General features: G+C 74.5%; 17 protein-coding genes, 1 other RNA gene and 1 pseudogene. 8 read left to right on the top strand and 11 right to left on the bottom strand.

Features of this window, described 5'->3' with window-relative positions:
• Positions 1-33 precede the first annotated feature (33 nt).
• On the top strand, positions 34-1,578 hold the full coding sequence (locus tag CNO22_RS05325) for a PucR family transcriptional regulator (RefSeq protein ID WP_100498299.1): 1,545 nt from the start codon (positions 34-36) through the stop codon (positions 1,576-1,578).
• Here CNO22_RS05325 and CNO22_RS05320 read toward each other — a convergent pair.
• Positions 1,555-2,457 (bottom strand): MBL fold metallo-hydrolase, encoded by a 903-nt coding sequence (locus CNO22_RS05320; protein WP_157936813.1) that lies wholly within the window; start codon positions 2,455-2,457, stop codon positions 1,555-1,557. The two genes, CNO22_RS05325 and CNO22_RS05320, sit on opposite strands and share 24 nt — an antisense overlap.
• Before the next feature lie 169 nt (positions 2,458-2,626).
• Between CNO22_RS05320 and nadA the strand changes: the two genes are divergently transcribed.
• Complete coding sequence (nadA, locus tag CNO22_RS05315) at positions 2,627-3,658, top strand: quinolinate synthase NadA (protein WP_232806809.1); 1,032 nt, start codon at positions 2,627-2,629, stop codon at positions 3,656-3,658.
• Positions 3,659-3,692: 34 nt separating this feature from the next.
• On the opposite strand, the gene CNO22_RS05310 is transcribed toward nadA, so the two are convergent.
• From CNO22_RS05310 to CNO22_RS05300, 3 genes are all read right to left on the bottom strand, one after another.
• On the bottom strand, positions 3,693-3,905 hold the full coding sequence (locus tag CNO22_RS05310; protein ID WP_100498297.1) for a hypothetical protein: 213 nt from the start codon (positions 3,903-3,905) through the stop codon (positions 3,693-3,695).
• 129 nt (positions 3,906-4,034) lie between these two features.
• Positions 4,035-6,314 (bottom strand): putative bifunctional diguanylate cyclase/phosphodiesterase, encoded by a 2,280-nt coding sequence (locus CNO22_RS05305; protein WP_100498296.1) that lies wholly within the window; start codon positions 6,312-6,314, stop codon positions 4,035-4,037.
• A 61-nt stretch (positions 6,315-6,375) separates the two neighbouring features.
• Positions 6,376-7,131 (bottom strand): sulfite exporter TauE/SafE family protein, encoded by a 756-nt coding sequence (locus tag CNO22_RS05300; RefSeq protein ID WP_100498295.1) that lies wholly within the window; start codon positions 7,129-7,131, stop codon positions 6,376-6,378.
• 24 nt (positions 7,132-7,155) lie between these two features.
• Between CNO22_RS05300 and CNO22_RS05295 the strand changes: the two genes are divergently transcribed.
• The 3 genes from CNO22_RS05295 (at position 7,156) to CNO22_RS05285 (ending at position 8,682) form a co-directional block, all read left to right on the top strand.
• Positions 7,156-7,515, top strand: coding sequence for a DoxX family protein (locus CNO22_RS05295; protein ID WP_100498294.1), 360 nt, complete (start codon positions 7,156-7,158; stop codon positions 7,513-7,515).
• Positions 7,512-8,165 carry an alpha/beta fold hydrolase gene (locus CNO22_RS05290; protein ID WP_198588117.1) on the top strand — a complete coding sequence of 218 codons (654 nt, stop codon included), beginning with the start codon at positions 7,512-7,514 and terminating at the stop codon, positions 8,163-8,165. Before CNO22_RS05295 ends, CNO22_RS05290 begins: the two co-directional genes overlap by 4 nt.
• A gap of 202 nt (positions 8,166-8,367) precedes the next feature.
• Complete coding sequence (locus CNO22_RS05285; protein ID WP_100498293.1) at positions 8,368-8,682, top strand: hypothetical protein; 315 nt, start codon at positions 8,368-8,370, stop codon at positions 8,680-8,682.
• A 42-nt stretch (positions 8,683-8,724) separates the two neighbouring features.
• On the opposite strand, the gene CNO22_RS05280 is transcribed toward CNO22_RS05285, so the two are convergent.
• Complete coding sequence (locus CNO22_RS05280; RefSeq protein WP_100498292.1) at positions 8,725-9,216, bottom strand: nucleoside deaminase; 492 nt, start codon at positions 9,214-9,216, stop codon at positions 8,725-8,727.
• Positions 9,217-9,271: 55 nt separating this feature from the next.
• Between CNO22_RS05280 and CNO22_RS05275 the strand changes: the two genes are divergently transcribed.
• Positions 9,272-9,994, top strand: a complete 723-nt coding sequence (locus CNO22_RS05275) for a PIG-L deacetylase family protein (RefSeq protein WP_100498291.1) — start codon at positions 9,272-9,274, stop codon at positions 9,992-9,994.
• 30 nt (positions 9,995-10,024) lie between these two features.
• Positions 10,025-10,426, top strand: an RNA gene (gene rnpB / locus CNO22_RS05270) — RNase P RNA component class A.
• 29 nt (positions 10,427-10,455) lie between these two features.
• Here rnpB and CNO22_RS28155 read toward each other — a convergent pair.
• The 6 genes and pseudogenes from CNO22_RS28155 to CNO22_RS05245 form a co-directional block, all read right to left on the bottom strand.
• Complete coding sequence (locus CNO22_RS28155; RefSeq protein WP_198588116.1) at positions 10,456-10,881, bottom strand: tyrosine-type recombinase/integrase; 426 nt, start codon at positions 10,879-10,881, stop codon at positions 10,456-10,458.
• A gap of 283 nt (positions 10,882-11,164) precedes the next feature.
• Positions 11,165-11,416, bottom strand: a pseudogene (locus tag CNO22_RS30065) (tyrosine-type recombinase/integrase); the annotation flags it as partial.
• A gap of 150 nt (positions 11,417-11,566) precedes the next feature.
• The gene (locus tag CNO22_RS05260; RefSeq protein WP_100498290.1) at positions 11,567-11,890 is read right to left on the bottom strand and encodes a CopG family transcriptional regulator; all 324 of its coding nucleotides are present in this window, start codon (positions 11,888-11,890) and stop codon (positions 11,567-11,569) included.
• A gap of 5 nt (positions 11,891-11,895) precedes the next feature.
• Positions 11,896-12,162: a hypothetical protein gene (locus CNO22_RS05255; protein ID WP_100498289.1), complete on the bottom strand. Its 267-nt coding sequence runs from the start codon at positions 12,160-12,162 to the stop codon at positions 11,896-11,898.
• Positions 12,163-12,173: 11 nt separating this feature from the next.
• The gene (locus tag CNO22_RS05250; protein WP_100498288.1) at positions 12,174-12,407 is read right to left on the bottom strand and encodes a helix-turn-helix transcriptional regulator; all 234 of its coding nucleotides are present in this window, start codon (positions 12,405-12,407) and stop codon (positions 12,174-12,176) included.
• 161 nt (positions 12,408-12,568) lie between these two features.
• Positions 12,569-15,358 (bottom strand): ATP-dependent DNA helicase, encoded by a 2,790-nt coding sequence (locus CNO22_RS05245; RefSeq protein WP_332870060.1) that lies wholly within the window; start codon positions 15,356-15,358, stop codon positions 12,569-12,571.
• A 198-nt stretch (positions 15,359-15,556) separates the two neighbouring features.
• Between CNO22_RS05245 and CNO22_RS05240 the strand changes: the two genes are divergently transcribed.
• A partial coding sequence (locus CNO22_RS05240) for a transposase (RefSeq protein WP_198588121.1) occupies positions 15,557-15,905 on the top strand: 349 nt, incomplete at its 3' end.

The following is a 15,905-nucleotide window of genomic DNA, read 5'->3' as shown; positions in this document are numbered from 1 at the left end:
CCGAATCGTTGGATGTTTCGTACAATCCCGCCCGTGATCACGGTCCGTGAGCTGCTCGCCGAGCCGTCCCTGCAGCTGACGCTCGCGGCCGGGCGGCAGGGCCTGGAGCGTGCCGTGGTGGCCGCCCACGTCTCAGAGCTCACCCGGCCGAGCGCATGGCTCCAGGGTGGCGAGCTGCTCATGACGGTGGGGCTGTTCCTGCCCGAGGACCTGCCCGGCTGCCACCAGTACGTCGAGGACTGCGTCCACGGCGGCGTCAGCGCCCTGGTCCTGGGACTCGGCCGGGATCTGCCGCACCAGGGGGCCCCGGCCGCACTGGCGCGCGCCGCCGACGAGCACGGGCTGCCACTGTTGCTGCTGCCGGACCCGGTCCCCTTCATCGCGGTCACCAAGTGGGTCTTCGCGCAGCTCGCCGAGGCCGAGCGCCGTGAGTGGCAGGACGCCGTCGCGATCACCCGCGACCTCACCGCTGCAGCGGCCGGTGCCGATCCCCTCGGTGCGGTGGTCGACGCATGGGCATCGGCGCTGGGCACGGCCGTGGTGGTCACCGACCTGCGTGGGGACCCGGTCGCGTCGGCCGGGGTGGGGGCCGACCAGCTCGCCGGGCGCGCGGGGCCGGCACTGGAGGAGGCGTTGGGCGGCTCCCTGCCGCCTCCGGGATCGGGAGAGGTGGAGGACGTGCAGGTCCTCACTCTCGGCGCGTCGAGTCCTCGCGGCCTGCTGCTCCTCGAGCGCAGCGGCGACGCCCGGGCCATGCACGCCCTCGCGGTGCTGGTCTCCCTTCTCTCGCTCGAGCTGGACCACCGGCACGCCGCGGGCGACCCCGAGCGGCGGCGTCGCGCGCACGTCGTCGCCCAGCTGCTCTCCTCCGGACTGCGGCCGCACCAGGCACCCCGACTGGCCGCGAGCATCGGCCTGCCGCCCGGGCCGCTGCGGGTGGTCGTGGTTCGGCTGGCGGAACAGGAGCGGTCCCAGGAGGTGGCGGCCGTGCTCACGTCGGCCCTGCACCAGGCCGTGGCCCGCCCCCGTGCGTCGGCGGTCGACCTCCTGGTGCCCGATGTGCCGGAGCTGGTCCCTGCGCTCGAGCGGGCCGCGCGGGGCCGGCCCATCGGCATCAGCGCCCTCACCCGGCTCGGCGAACTTCACGTCAGCGCCCGGCAGGCCGACTCGCTCGCCCAGGTCAGCGCCCACCTCGGTCGGGCGGTGCAGGCAGAGGAGAGCAGCGCGACGCAGCTGCTCCTCCAACTGGGGCCGCCGGAGCTCCTCTCGTCCTACAGCGACGCCGTCCTGGCCCCCCTCGACTCCCTCGACGGGCGAGAGCGGGTGGAGTTGCTCCACACCCTCGAGGGGTGGTTGCAGGCCAATGGCGCCTGGGAGGTCGCGGCCGCCGCTCTGTCGGTGCACCGCAACACCGTCCGCAACCGGATAGCCCGCGTGGCGGCGCTGACCGGCCGGCCGCTCGAGCGTGCGGACCAGCGGATGGAGCTGTGGCTGGCCCTCCAGGCCCGTGCGGCGGTGCTGCGGGCCCCGCTCGCCGGGGGGCCGGCGGGCTCCTCACCCACTCCGGGGCAGTGCTGAGCCGTCGACCGCGCCGGACCGCGGCTCGTCCGGGAGGGGTGGGCGGATGACGAAGTCGTCGTGGACGTCGAGGTGCGGCGCCTCGGCCATCGCCTCGCAGGCCTCGTGGAACTCGAGGACGTGGGCCGGCGTGAGGGGGAGGGGGTGCTCGTCGGGCTGGTGCGTCGTCCCCAGCGGGTAGAGCTCGCCCGGTGTCCTGGTCATCTCGATGTGGGCGCCCAGGACGACGGAGACCCCCTCCTGCCGCACGAGGTCCGCGAGCCGAGCGGCGCTGCGCCGGTAGGCGGGCCAGTCCCGCACGGTGAGGAGGCCGGGATAGAGCATGTCGCCGGTGAACAGGGCCCGGGTCCGGGAGTCGTGGACGGCGATGTGCGTCGGCTCGTGCCCGGGGATCGGGAGGACGGTCACCCGCCGGCCGCCGAGGTCGAGGTCGGCCCGACCGTCCGGCCAGTCCGGCAGGCCCAAGAAACCGGTCACCTCGGGGAGCGTGGGCGCCACCACGCGGGTCTGCGGCCTGTTGGTGAACTGGTGGTCGCCGGACACATGGTCTCCGTGGGCGTGGGTGTGGGCGACGACCAGGTCCGGCTCGGGCAGGCCGCGCTCCGTCGACCAGCCGGTGATGACGTCGTCCACGGTGCGGCGCAGCGGCAGGCTCCGGTCGCGCGCGCCGGCGTCGGGACGGGCGCCCGTGTCCAGCAGGAGGCCCCGCTCCCGGGCTAACAGCAGGTAGAGGAAGTTCGCCTCGAAGCTGTAGCACTTGCTCAGCCGCAGGACGAACGTGTCGCGGTCCAGGCGATGGACCTGGATCAGCGGGTCGCTCGTCCGCGAGCAGTCCCGAGCGCCGTGGATCCACGCGACGGACTCGAGCGGACTGGTCACCGGACCTCCACGGGTGCTCCGACGTTCCTGGCGGCATCCTGCCCGGCCGCGGCAGGCCGGCCGCGGGAAGGGGTGCGGCCCGGCGGATGTTGAGCAGGGTGCCCCGCGCCACAGCCGCCGTCCGGCGCGGGGGATCATGTGGCCGCCCCCCACCCAGCCGAGGAGCTCCGTGACCGCCACCATCGCGCCCGCCACCCCCGCCGTCGCCGGCGACGAGCGCACCCTCTCGCCGGCCGAGTACGAGACGTGGGCGGCGGAGGTCCGCCGGCTGGCCGAGGAGCGCGGCGCGGTGATCCTGGCGCACAACTACCAGGTCCCCGAGATCCAGGACGTCGCCCACTTCACCGGCGACTCGCTGTACCTGTCGCGGGTCGCGGCGCAGACCGACGCCCGCGAGATCGTCTTCTGCGGCGTCCACTTCATGGCGGAGACGGCGAAGATCCTGTCGCCGGACAAGACCGTGCTGCTGCCCGACCACGAGGCCGGCTGCTCGCTGGCCGACTCGATCACCGCCGAGCAGCTGCGCGAGTGGAAGGCCGAGCACCCCGGCGCGGTCGTCGTCAGCTACGTGAACACCACCGCGGCGGTGAAGGCCGAGACCGACATCTGCTGCACGTCGTCCAACGCCGCCGACGTGGTCCGCTCGATCCCCGAGGACCGCGACATCCTCTTCTGCCCCGACCAGTTCCTCGGCGCGCACGTCAAGCGGGTCACCGGGCGCAGCAACATCCACGTGTGGGCGGGGGAGTGCCACGTGCACGCCGGCATCAGCCCGTCCGACGTCCGCGCGCAGGTGGCCGCCCACCCGGACGCCGAGATCCTCGTGCACCCCGAGTGCGGCTGCACCACGTCGGTGCTCGACCTGGTCAGCCACGGCGACCTGCCGGCCGAGCGCACCCGCGTGCTGTCCACCGGCGGCATGGTCGAGCAGGCGGCCACCACGACGGCCGGCCAGGTGCTGGTGGCCACCGAGGTCGGCATCCTGCACCAGCTGCGGGCGCTGAACTCCGGCACGCAGTTCATCCCGATGAACGACCGCGCCGCCTGCCGCTACATGAAGATGATCACGCCGGCCAAGCTGCTGCGGACGCTGCGCACCGGCGAGGGCGCGGTGGACGTCGACCCGGAGACCGCCGCCCGGGCACGGCGGGCGGTCGAAGCGATGATCGCGATCGGAGAGCCCGGCCGCGGCGGCGAGTGAGCCCCGGCGATTTCCGCGGAAATCGCCGGGGGGTTCAGCGGAGCAGGTCGTCGGAGATGTCGGTGACGATCGCCCGGAAGGTGCGGGTGTCGACCTCGTCGTCCACGGTGACGCGGACGATGTCGGAGACCTGCTGCGCGGACGTCGGCCGCACGGCCGCGGCCCGCGCGGCGGCGATCAGGTGCAGCTGCTGCACCCGGGCGGTGTCGTTCGCGTTCCGGACCGGGGAGAGTCGGTTCTCGCGCATGGCCCGACGCTAGGCAGGGCCGCGGGCTCCGCGGGGAGGTCGAGGGCGTGTCCACGGCCGGGTGGACCCCTCCGTCACACCCGCCTCAGCGGTGCCCCAGGCCACTCCGTCGGGGCCGGACGGTGCGGGTCACGAACCCACCAGCTCGGGCGTCCCGGCCGGCGGTGCCGTCGTCCCGGCGCGGTCCAGCCAGTCGTGGAACCGGGCGGCTGGCAGTGCGGCGGCATGCAGGTGGCCCTGGCTCTCGTCGCAGCCGAGGTCGGCCAGGCGCGCCAGCGTCTCCTCGCGCTCCACGCCCTCGGCGACCACCCGCAGGCCCAGCCGGTGGGCGAGGTCGATGGTGGAGGCGACGATTGCCTCGGTCCGGGCGTCGACGAGCAGGTCGGTGGTGAAGGACCGGTCGAGCTTGAGTTCGGCGACCGGTAGGTCGCGCAGGTAGGACAGGGACGAGTAGCCGGTGCCGAAGTCGTCGATGCTGACCGTGAGGCCGAGCTCGGTCAGGGCCGTGACGACGGCCTGACTGCGTTCGGCCTCACCCATGAGCACCGTCTCGGTCACCTCGAGCACCAGGCTCTCCGCCGGCAGCCCGGCGGCCGCCAGCAGGACGGCGATGCGGGACGGCAGGTCGGTGTCGAGCAGGTTGCTGGCCGACAGGTTGACCGAGATCCGCAGGTCCAGCCCGCGGCGTCGCCAGTCGGCGGCCTGGACGACGGCCTGGCGGAGGACCTCGTCGGTGACCGCGCCCATGAGCCCGTGCGCCTCGGCCAGGGGGAGGAACTGCGCGGGGGCGAGCAGACCCCGGACCGGGTGTGCCCAGCGGACCAGCGCCTCGGCCCCGAGGGTCCGGCCGGTGCGGACGTCGACCTGCGGCTGGTGGTGCAGCACCAGCTGGCCGGTGGACAGGGCGGCGCGGAGCTCCTCGACCAGTGCGAGGTGGCCGCTGCTGTCCGCGTGCCGGGACGGGTCGTACACCGCCAGCCCCGTGCCCGAGCGCTTGGCGGCGTACATGGCGGCGTCGGCCTGACGGAGCAGCTCGGTGCGGTCGCCGCTGCCGGAGCGGGTGAGACCGATGCTGGCTGTGACGTGGATGGACATGCCCCGGATGAGGAAGGGCCGCTGCAGGCTCTTCAGCACCCGGTGGCCGAGGACCTCGGCGTCCGGGGCGGTCGCGTGGTCGGCGACGGCGATCACGGCGAACTCGTCCCCGCCGAGCCGGCCCAGCAGGTCGCCGGTGCGCAGTGCCGGGGTCAGGCGGTCGGCGACCAGTCGGAGCAGGTCGTCGCCGGCGGCGTGACCCAGGCCGTCGTTGACCTCCTTGAACTTGTCCAGGTCGAGGAGGGCGAAGGTGAACGGCACCTGCTCGGCGCACAGTTGCTCCACCCGGTGGAGGACGGCGCGGCGGTTGGCCAGCCCGGTGAGCTCGTCGGTCAGTGCCTCCTTGCGCGTGACCGCCAGCTGGGCGAGCTCCTGCACGTTGACCAGCAGGCGCACGCTCGCGCCGAGCGCGGCCAGGGCGGCACACCAGGTGGCCGGCCCGGCCGCGCCGGTCGTCGCGCCAGCGACCAGCACGGCCGTGGAGGCGGTGATGACGACGAACGAGCCGATCGTCGACCCCGCCGGGTCGGTGGCTTGGGGCGTGGTCCGCGCCGGACGCAGGATCGCGGCCAGGCACAGCAGCGCGGCGCCCACCGGCTCCGCGGTCGCCGCCCACGCGACCGGCGCCCCCTCGGCCAGCAACCTCGCGCCGTCCCCGACCACGGAGATCCCGAACGCCGCGACGACCAGCCAGCTGCGGGGGTCGCGGCCCATCGCGCCGAGGCCCACCACGGACAGGGCGGTGCCCAGCAGGACGACGTCGACCGCCACCTGCGCCAGCAGGGCCTGGACCTCCCACCAGGGCCCGGCCGTCAGCGCGCTGCCGGAGAGGACGACGTTGAGCGCGGCCAGGGCCGCCAGGACCCCGGAGATGCCGTTGAGGACGTCGCTGGGGTCGGCCAGGCCGGTGGTGTACCGGTTCCAGCGGACCAGGCCGCTGTGGATCAACGGGAAGGCCGCCACCGGTGCCCATTCCATGGGCACGGCGGTGAAGGACCGCGTCGCCGGGATCACGGCGAGCACACCGGCGGCGAGCGCGCCGGCGGCGAACACGAGGCCGGCCAGGGCGATCCGCGACCAGACGGCCCGTTCCTGGGGCAGGGTCCGGGCCCGCCACACCAGCAGACCCACCATCGCCCCGTGCAGTGCGAGCACGAGCGTGAACCGGCCCGGCGCGGCACCATCGGAGCCGGTGGCCACGGCCGGGCCCAGGGCGGCGGTGACCACGATCGCGGCGACCGAGAGCACCAGCGTGACCCGCAGCGCCCCGCGGGGGGTACCCGGCAGGAGCCGGACGTGCAGACGGGGCGGCATGTACCCCTGATCGGACGGCGGGCCGCTGGGGTGAACGGGGTTCACCCCATCTGGGCAGCGGTCAGATCCGCGTGAACAGGTAGATCGACACCGCGACGCCGAACGCGACGATGAAGACCCGCAACGGCGTGGCCGGGATGCGGGTGGCGATGCGGGCGCCGAGGAAGCCGCCGAGCAGGCTGGCCGGGGCGGCGACGGCGACGACCAGCCAGTCGACCGGCCCGAACAGGCCGAAGACGACGAGCGTGACGGTGGCGGTGACCGCCGAGAGCGCCGACTTCAGCGCGTTGGCCAGCTTGAGCCGGTGCAGGCCCACCCCGAGGACGCCGACCAGGATGACGCCGAGCGCGCCGCCGAAGTAGCCGCCGTAGACGGTGGCCAGGAACAGCGCCGCGTACAGCCACGCCGGGTCGCGCCGCGGGCCGCCGTCCTCGGCCTGCTTCAGCCGCCGGGTGAGCAGCGGCTGCACGGCCAGCAGGAGGCTGGCCAGCAGCACCAGCACGGGGACGACGACGTCGAAGGCCGCGGTGGGTGTCGTCAGCAGCAGCACGCTGCCGGCGACCCCGCCGAGCAGCGCGACCAGGCCGAAGCGGAGCAGCCGGCCGCGCTGGCCGGCGTACTCCGCCCGGAAGCCCAGGACGCCGCCGAGGTAGCCCGGCCACTGGGCGATCGAGTTGGTGACGTTGGCGGCCACCGTCCCCAGGCCCAGCGCGACGAGCGTGGGGAAGAGGATCAGCGAGCCGCCGCCGGCGACGGAGTTGATCGCGCCGGCGACGAGGGCGACGCCCGCCGCGATGGCCAGGTCGAGGGCGGACACGAACGGCGAGCCTACGGTGACGGCGTGGAACTCACCCGGACGGCGAAGGTCCTGGCGGCGGCGCTCGGCGGGTCCGGGGTGCTGCACCTCGTCCGGCCGCGCACCTACGAGTGGCTGGTGCCGCCGGAGCTGGGCGACGCGCGCGCCTGGGTGCTCGCCAGCGGGGTCGCCGAGATCGGGGCCGCCGGGCTGATGGCGGTGCCGGCGACGCGGCGGGCCGGGGGCTGGGCCGCGGCGGCGCTGCTGGTCGCCTTCGTGCCGGCGCACCTGCACACCTTCCGGGTGGTGCCGCGGCGCGCGCTGCCCATGACGGTGGCCGCCGCGCGGCTGCCGCTGCAAGTGCCGCTGATCCGCATCGCGCTGAAGGTGGCGCAGGGCCGGTGACCACCGTCGTCCTGGTGCACGGCGCCTGGCACGGGGCGTGGTGCTGGCGCCGGGTGATGCCGGTGCTGGAGGAGGCCGGGCACCGCGTCGTCCCGGTGACGCTGTCCGGCCTGGGGGAGCGGGCGGCCGAGCTGTCGCCCTCGATCAGGCTGGCCACGCACGTGTCGGACGTCGTCACCGCGGTGCGCGAGGCCGGTTGCCGGGGCGCGGTGCTGGTCGGGCACAGCTACGGCGGCCTCGTCGTCACCGGGACGGCCGACCGGCTGGGCGAGGAGGTCGGCCGGCTGGTGTACGTCGACGCCGTCGTCCCGACGCCCGGAGAGAGCTGGGCCGACGGCAACCCGCCGGAGACGCGGGCCGCCCGCCGGGCGGCGATCGCCGAGCGCGGGCACATCCCGCCACCGCCGGCGTCGGTCTACGGCTCACCGGGGACGACGCGGCCTGGGTGGAGCGGCGGCAGACGCCTCAGCCGGGCGGGACCTACGAGGAGGCGCTGCACTTCGACGGCGGACGGTGGGCCACCCGGCCGCGCACGTACGTCGACTGCACCGCGCCGGCGCTGCCGACCATCGACCTCTCGCGCCGGCTCGTGCGGTCGCAGCCGGGGTGGGAGCTGGTCGAGCTGGCCACCGGCCACGACCCGATGGTGAGCGCGCCGGACGAGCTGGTCGCTGTCCTGCTGGAGGTCGCCGGACGCCAGGCGGGGCGGTGGCCGTGCTGCCGGCAGGGCGCCGCCCGGTCCGCGCACGGAGGACCCGCAGGTGCGGGGGCTGCGTGACCACGTGCCGCGGTCCTCGTTGTCCCGGGTGCTGCGGAGTTCCGTCTCCACACCTCGTCGAGAGGCGCCACCTCGTGCCGGATGACCACCTCGTCGCGTCCGGGCAGCCGCCCCCCGACGACAGTCACGGACGCGTCCTCGCCGCGCTGTTCGCCCTCGCCCTCGGGTCCGGGTCGCTCCTCTACGCCTTCCTGGCCGGTTCCGGTGGACCGCCCCGGACGAGCGCCTGGCTAGGCGGCACCGTGGCCGGCCTCGGCGTCTCGGCGTTCTGCGGCGTGGCGGCCATGGCCTGCCTGCTGAAGGCGCTCGCCCGACGCGCGCGGCTGCCCCTCCTCGCCCTCGGGCTCCTGCCGGCAGCGGTCCAGGGTGTGGTCCTGCTCGCGGCCTGACCTCCAGCGAGACCCGGGTGGGCGGCCGGCCGCGCCACGTCGTCAGGCGGTACCACCCGGCCGGTCGTGGCGGCGCCGGTGCAGCTCGTGGACCTCCTCGTCGAGGCCGGGCACCGGCCCCTCGACCGGCACGCCCGAGGCCACCTCGTTGATCGGCAGCGGGCGGACCGGCGCCGGCGGGACACCGAGCTCGGTCAGCCAGGAGACGAGCTGGGCCGACGAGCTGGCGTACACGATCCGGCCGAGCCCCACCCAGCCGTGGGCGGCGGCGCACATGGGGCAGTGCTCGCCGGAGGTGTAGACGGTCGCCGCTGCCCGCTCGTCGGGGCTCAGGTGCGCGGCGGCCCAGCGGGCGATGGCGAACTCCGGGTGCTGCGTGCGGTCGCCGCCGGCCACGTGGTTGGCGTCCTCGAAGCGGACCCGCCCCTCGGCGTCGACGAGCACCGACCCGAACGGTTCGTCACCGGCGTCGAGCGCCGCACGGGCGAGCTCCACGCAGCGGCGCAGGTGGGCGAGGTCCGTGTCGTCGACCATGCGGCCATCCTGACGACCTCGCGGGCCGCCGTCCCGCGGGAGCAGACTCCCGGGCATGCCCCCGCTCCCGATGCCCGACGACTGGCAGCGCGCCCTGGTCGTGGCCGCGCACCCCGACGACATCGAGTACGGCGCCGCCGCGGCCGTCGCCGTCTGGACGGCGGCCGGCAAGGAGGTGCACTACCTGCTGGCCACCCGCGGGGAGGCCGGCATCGCGGGCATGCCGCCGGCCGAGGCGGGAGCGCTGCGCGAGGACGAGGAGCGCCGTTCGGCCGCCGTCGTCGGGGTGTCGGAGGTGGAGTTCCTCGGCCACCGGGACGGCGTGCTGGAGGCCGGGGTGGCGCTGCGCCGCGACCTGGCCGCCGCGATCCGCCGGCACCGGCCCGAGCTGGTGCTGACCATGTACGGCGGCCCGACGTGGACCCCGCCCGGCGTCACCCCGGGCTACCTGAACTCCGCCGACCACCGGGCGCTGACCCAGAGCGTGCTCGACGCGGTGGCCGACGCCGCCAACGAGTGGATCTTCCCGGAGCTGACCGAGGAGCGGTGGTCCGGCGTCCAGTACGTCGCGGTGCACACGATCGACCCCGACCCGCCGCACGTGATGGACGTGAGCGCGGGGGTCGACAAGGCCGTGGCCTCGCTGACCGAGCACCGCCGCTACCTGGAGGCCCTCTCCGACGAGCCGGTCGACGAGCAGACACGTCGACAGATCGACATGGGGACCCTGACCGAGGACGGCGAGCGCCGGGTGGGCTTCCGCCTCTACTGGGGTTGAGGCCGGTCACTAGACTGACGGCACGACGGACGAGTCGGCCGGGCGGTCGCGTCGGCGGGGGAGACCCCGCCGCCGAGGAACGTCCGGGCTCCACAGGGCAGGGTGGTCGCTAACGGCGACCCGGGGTGACCCGCGGGACAGTGCCACAGAGAACAGACCGCCAGCGCTCGCGCTGGTAAGGGTGAAACGGCGGTGTAAGAGACCACCGCACACCGGGTGACCGGTGTGGCTCGGTAAACCCCACCCGGAGCAAGGTCGAGAGGGACGGCGGTCGCACCGCCGTCCTGCGCAGGCGTTCGAGGGCTGCCCGCCCGATGCCTGCGGGTGGACCGCTGGAGCCTGCCGGCAACGGCAGGCCTAGATGGATGGCCGCCCATCGGGATGCCGCGAGGCACCCGGGGACAGAACCCGGCGTACAGGCCGACTCGTCCGTCGCCCGCCGCTGACCTGCAGGTTTGTGTTCAGCGTGCGGCGCCAGTCCGCAGGGAGTCCGCAACTCGGCCGAGGACGGAGTCGACGGCGGCCCTCGTCCGGTCGTCCGAGTCGGGCCAGAGATGGCTGTAGGTGTCGAGCGTCTCGGCGGCGCTGGCGTGCCCGAGCCGGGCTTGGACGGTCTTCACCGACTCCCCGTGCCGGATGAGCAGGCTGGCGTAGAAGTGCCGGAGGCCGTGCATGGTGACGCCGCTGAGGCCGGCCCGCTTCACCGCCGGGCGCCAGATGCGCTCCGAGAACGCCGTGCGGCGGATCGGATCTCCGAGCTCCGTGGTGAAGACAAACTGGTCGGTCGGCCAGGTAACGAGGTGGACTGCCACGGCGTCGACGACGACCTGGGGGACCGGCACGACCCGGACGGAGGCCTGCGTCTTGGGCGGCGCGAGGTGGCGCACGGTCCGGCATGGTGACCAACTGCCGGTCCACGGCGAGCTGCCGGCGCAGAAAGTCGATGCGGTCGACGGTGACACCGAATATCTCCCCCTGCCGGAGCCCCGTGCCCGCCGCGAGGGTGACCAACGCCCGGTACCTCTCCGGCATGGCCTCGGTCAACGCCTCCACCGCCTCGAGCGTCATCGGTTCGATGCGTTGCCGGTGGATCTTCGGCAGCTTGGTGCCCTCGCACGGTGAGGCGACAATCCGGCGGTCGCGGACCGCGGCCTTGAAGATCCCTGCGAGGATCCGGTGGACCACCCCCACGGTCGCCGGGGCGAGGCTCAGGGAAAGCTGCTTGACGACGGACTGGATGTCGCTGGGCAGCACCGAGCCGAGCCGCTTGTCGCCGAGGCTGGGGTAGACGTGGCGGCGCAGCATGGTCTCGACGTGGGCGGCGGTGGTCGGCCGATGCACCTGGGTGGCCCGCCACCGTTCGGCGTACTCGCGGAAGGTCACCCGGCCGGCCGCGGGGTCGACGTACTGCCCGGTGACCATCGCGGCGGTCATCTCGTCGAGCCAACGCTGGGCGTCGACCTTCCGCTTGAAGTGCCGGGCGTGCTCCTTGCCGGACGCGTCGCGGAAGCGCGGCCGGTACGTGCCGTCAGGCCGTCTGGCGATCGATGCCATTGCGCTATCGCCTCGCTCTCATGCTCGTCGTTCTCCCGCGGCGACCCGCTCCTCGAGTGCCTCGCGGGCGAGCTGGGAGATGGTTTTGCCCTCTCGGGCGGCGATCTCGGCGGCCCGGTCGCGGACGCTGGGAGAGATCCGGAAGGCGATGCGCGGCGAGGCGGCGGCCTCGCCGGTCAGGGACGGTCGCCCGACGCGGCGGCGGACCTCGTCGACGATCTCTGCCGCCCTGTCCTCGGTCAGCCGGGTTCCGTCGACCAGCCGGAGGTCCTCCGCTTCGAGGTCGACGTCGGGGCCGATGGGCGTGGTCGGGGTGACGGCGGGCGGGGTGCGGTCGGACATGGGGCTCATCCTCGGAGCTGGGTGGGCATGACGTGGATGACGAGCAGGTACGGCTGCCCGGCGTCGGCCGGCTGAACCTCGAGCGCGATGATCTCCAGCTCTCGCCCTCGTTCGTCGGGTCCGACGTAGAGCCAGGCGTCGGCGCCGCTGCTGGTGGTGACCGGCGTGGCCTCGGTGCTGGCCAGCACGTGCCGGGCGGAGGCCCGGCCGATGCGGTGCTTCCTCGCCGACTGGGTGAACCGGATCTCCCCCCGGTCACTATTGTCCGACACAATGGCTCCGGTCAAGGACGGCCGGTGCCGGCCTGCCGGCGCTGGACGTCGATCCAGGTGTGCAGGTCGTCGCGGCGGTAGACAACGCGGCGGCCGAGTCGGAAGCTGCGCGGGCCGGTGCCCAGGTGGCGCCAGTACCGGAGGGTGGCGACGGGGGCGCGCAGTAGCTGGGCCGCTTCGGCGATGGTGAGCAGCTCGGACGCGGGCTCGGCGGCGTGATCACGGCCGGGTGTCTGATCGGGCATGGCTGTCTCCGGGGCTCGACGGGCGTGGGCGGGGGTCCACCTGCAGAAGGCGTCATTTCGCGGCCATCTGTGACAGCCCACAGCCAACGGCTCCGGTCTTTCTCCTGCTTTCCTCCAGTTGGGCTCCCGTGCCCACGGCACGGGAGGCGGGGCGCCCGAGGTCATCGCCCGATGCCGGGGCCAGTGCCGGGAGACGGCGTCCGGTGGAAGGCCGGCTCCGACGGTCGCCCGCTGGGGGTCGGTCGGGGCGAGGACGCCGTGGAGGCTGCCGTCCGGCGGGCGGCCTGTACGGCGTCACGACGGGTGCGCCAGGCGTCGCGCTCCCGGGCCAACCGGGCGGCCGGCTGGGCGAGCAGAGCCGGGTCTGCCGCCAGCTCCGCGATGCGAAGGCGGGCGGCCGCCAGCTCACGCTCGGTCGCGGTGACGTCCCGCCCGGCACTGGCCAGCTGCGCGGCGGGGGCGAGGTAGTCGTGAGCGGCGAGGCGGGTGAGCCGGTCCTCCTGCCGGCGGCGGGCGTCCTGCAGGGCACAGGACACGTGGTCGTGTGCGGCTTGGGCAGCGTCAGCGGCTGCCCGCAGCCGGGCGTGCTCGGGGTGGGTCGTCTCGGCCCGACGGCGGGCGACGTCGTCCAGCCTGGCTCGCAGCCTCGGCCGGTCGTCGGCCGAGGAGGCGACGGCGGCGAGCTGGCGGGGATTGGTGGGCAGGGTGGGCAGGTACGGCCGCCAGGGGTCTGCCCAGTCGGTCAGCTGCTGCTCCGCGCGGTGGACGGCGGCGCGGCGGAGCCCGAGTCGGCCCGGGCCGGTGAGAACGATCCGAGCGGCCTGGCGGGCGTCCTCCCGCTGGGCGTCCCACCGGTCGAGCAGCGTGTCACGGAGGCGGTCGGCCTCGCCGATGACGATTGCACCGGCAGCCGCGGCCCGATCCGTTGCCTCCTGTGCGGCGATCGTCGTTTCCCGGTGCCGGTCCTCCAGTCCGCTCAGCTGGTCTGCGTGGTCGGCATCGACCGCGACGACCGAGCGCAGCACCTCGCGCCGCACCTTCAGGACATCGAGCCGGTCCTGGCAGCGCTGCTCGGCCGTCCACCCGGCGTGCAGCTCGGCGAGCACCTGCTCGAGCGGTTGGGGTCGGGCGTAGCGGGCGGCCTCCTTGGCGGCCAGCTCGGCGGCGTGGGCGGGGCCGAGGTCGGCCCGCTCGCGGGCGAACACCGCCATCCACTGCTCCCGCGCCTGGCCCAGGTCGTCGGCGACGAGGTGGGCGGTGTTCGCCTCGCGGCCGCGGGTCATGCCCACGTAGGCGGCCGCCGCGCCGGTGCGCTCGCCGATCAGCACGTGCGCGGTAGGCACGGTCTCACCCTGTACGCCGTGCGCAGTGGAGGCGTATGCCAGCTCGACATGGCGGGCGACATAGTCCGCGGGCAGCACCCGCCTCTCCGTACTGACGGAGACGTCGTCAGCGGGGGTGACGTCGGTGGGGGTGGCATCACCGGTGACACGGCCCGCGGCTGTGCGTGCGGGGGTGACATCGGGGGTGACGGTGATGTTCCCGTGCTCGTTGATGGCGGTGACGGTCCAGGTGTCGCGGTTGGCCACGCCCAGGTCGCGGTCGTTGCGGCGGGTGGCGACCCGGTCGCCGGCGCCGATCCGCTGACCAGCCCGGGTCGTGACCGGGGCGCGGTCGTCGACGCGGCCGTCGGCGACCAGTTGGTCCCGAGTGGCCGAACTCAGCTCGGCGGCCTGCTCGCGGGTGTTCACCACCACCGCCACGCGCTCGCCGTCGCGGTGATGGGCGGCGGTGAGAGCGGCCAGCGCCTGCTGCAGCGCGGCGGCATCGGGGTGCAGGCGGATCTGGCCGCGGGCGGCCAGTGCGTCGAAGACCGCGCCCGGGTCGGTCCCGGTGCGCATGGCCAGGGTCAGCTCGGCGTACTCGACATCGGGGGTGGGTCGGCCGGTGCCCTCGGTGCGGGTGAAGCGGTGCACCTCCTCGAGGATCAGATGCCCAAGCGGGTCGACTTCGCGCACGGCGAGGTCCAGCACGCCGCCGCGGCCGACGGCGGCCAGCTGGTGGCGGTCACCGAGCAGCGCCACTCGCACCTGGTGCTCGTCGGCGATGGTGAGCAGGGCGCGGGCGGTGTCCTGGTCGAGCATCCCGGCCTCGTCGATCACCAGCAGATCTCCCGCGCGCAGCCGGGCTGCCTGCGCCGGCCCGGCGTAGACGCCCCCGGTGGGCGGGTCGGTGGCACCGGCGGCCAGCCGAGTCCAGGCGCCGTGGGTGCTCCACCGCCAGCCGTGCTGGAAGGCCAGCCACGCCGCCGACCCGGTGGCGGTGCCGACCTCGGCGGCGGCGACCCGGGCGGCCTTCAGCGTTGGGGTCACCACGATCAGCCGGCGGCCTTGGGTCTCGAGCAGGTCGCGGGCGGCGGCCAGCAGGGTGGTCTTGCCCGCGCCGGCCGCGCCCTCGACCACGAGCAGCGGCCGGTCGCCGGCCAGTGCGGCGGCCGCGGCTGCCTGGCCGGGGTCCAGCCGCGCGAGCGCGGACAGCGGCAGCGCCGGCTCCGGCCCTGGCTGCGGATCGGCCGCGAGGTGAGTGCTGCGGGCGGCGAACCGGCTGGTGAGGTCGTCCTCGACGTCGAGCACCGGCTGGGAGGTCCACGCCCGGATGTGCTCCGGAACTCCCTGCCGGTCCTGCAGCGGCACACAGCGGGCCATCGCCCGGGCGGTGAGGTCCTCCGCAAGCTCGAGGCGGACCGCGGCGTCGACGACGATGCCCGCGGCGGCGATCAGCTGCTCGACCTCGCCGCGGACGTCGGCGGCGTTCCACGCCGAGCGGCCGGCAGCCAGCCGGGTCAGCACTGTGCCCACGGCGTCTTCACGGTCGAGGGTGCCGACCGGTGTCGGTGCCAGGTCCACGGGGTGGTGGCGGTCGCGGTAGCCCAGGGCGGCCAGCTCGCCCACCCACCGGGCGGTGAGGTCCGCACCCGGGTTGCGGGGTGACCTTGTCCGGGCGGGCGTGTCTCATCAGCTGTGTAAGGGGCGTGGCCTGAGATAGCTGTCCGGGCTGACCCGGCAGCTGGAACAGGAGCACCCTTGAGCACGATGAGCAACGCCTCGGCGCCGGAACCGGTGTCGGGCGCCCCCGGCCCCGCCGAGCGGCTGGCCGGGATGCTGTCCCCGCAGGCGATCGACGGGCTCTTGGCCGACGCCGAGGCCGCCGGCACGGCGATCGACGGCCCGGACGGGCTGCTGGCCCGGATGACCAAGGCCGTTCTCGAGCGGGCCTTGGACGTGGAGATCGCCGACCACCTCGGCTATGAGACCGGTGATCCGGCCGGGATCGGGTCGGGCAATTCCCGCAATGGGCACGGCCGCAAGACCGTGCACACCACCGCCGGCCCGGTCGAGTTGGAGGTCCCGCGCGACCGCAACGGCAGCTTCGAGCCGCTGATCGTGCCCAAGCGGAAGCGGCGGCTGGGCAACGTCGAGGACATGATCTTGAGCCTGT

Source organism: Geodermatophilus chilensis (assembly GCF_002802985.1).
GTDB classification, from domain to species: Bacteria; Actinomycetota; Actinomycetes; order Mycobacteriales; family Geodermatophilaceae; genus Geodermatophilus; species Geodermatophilus chilensis.
The sequence above is the reverse complement of the archived record's forward strand: the minus strand, read 5'-3'. Positions and strand labels throughout refer to the sequence as shown.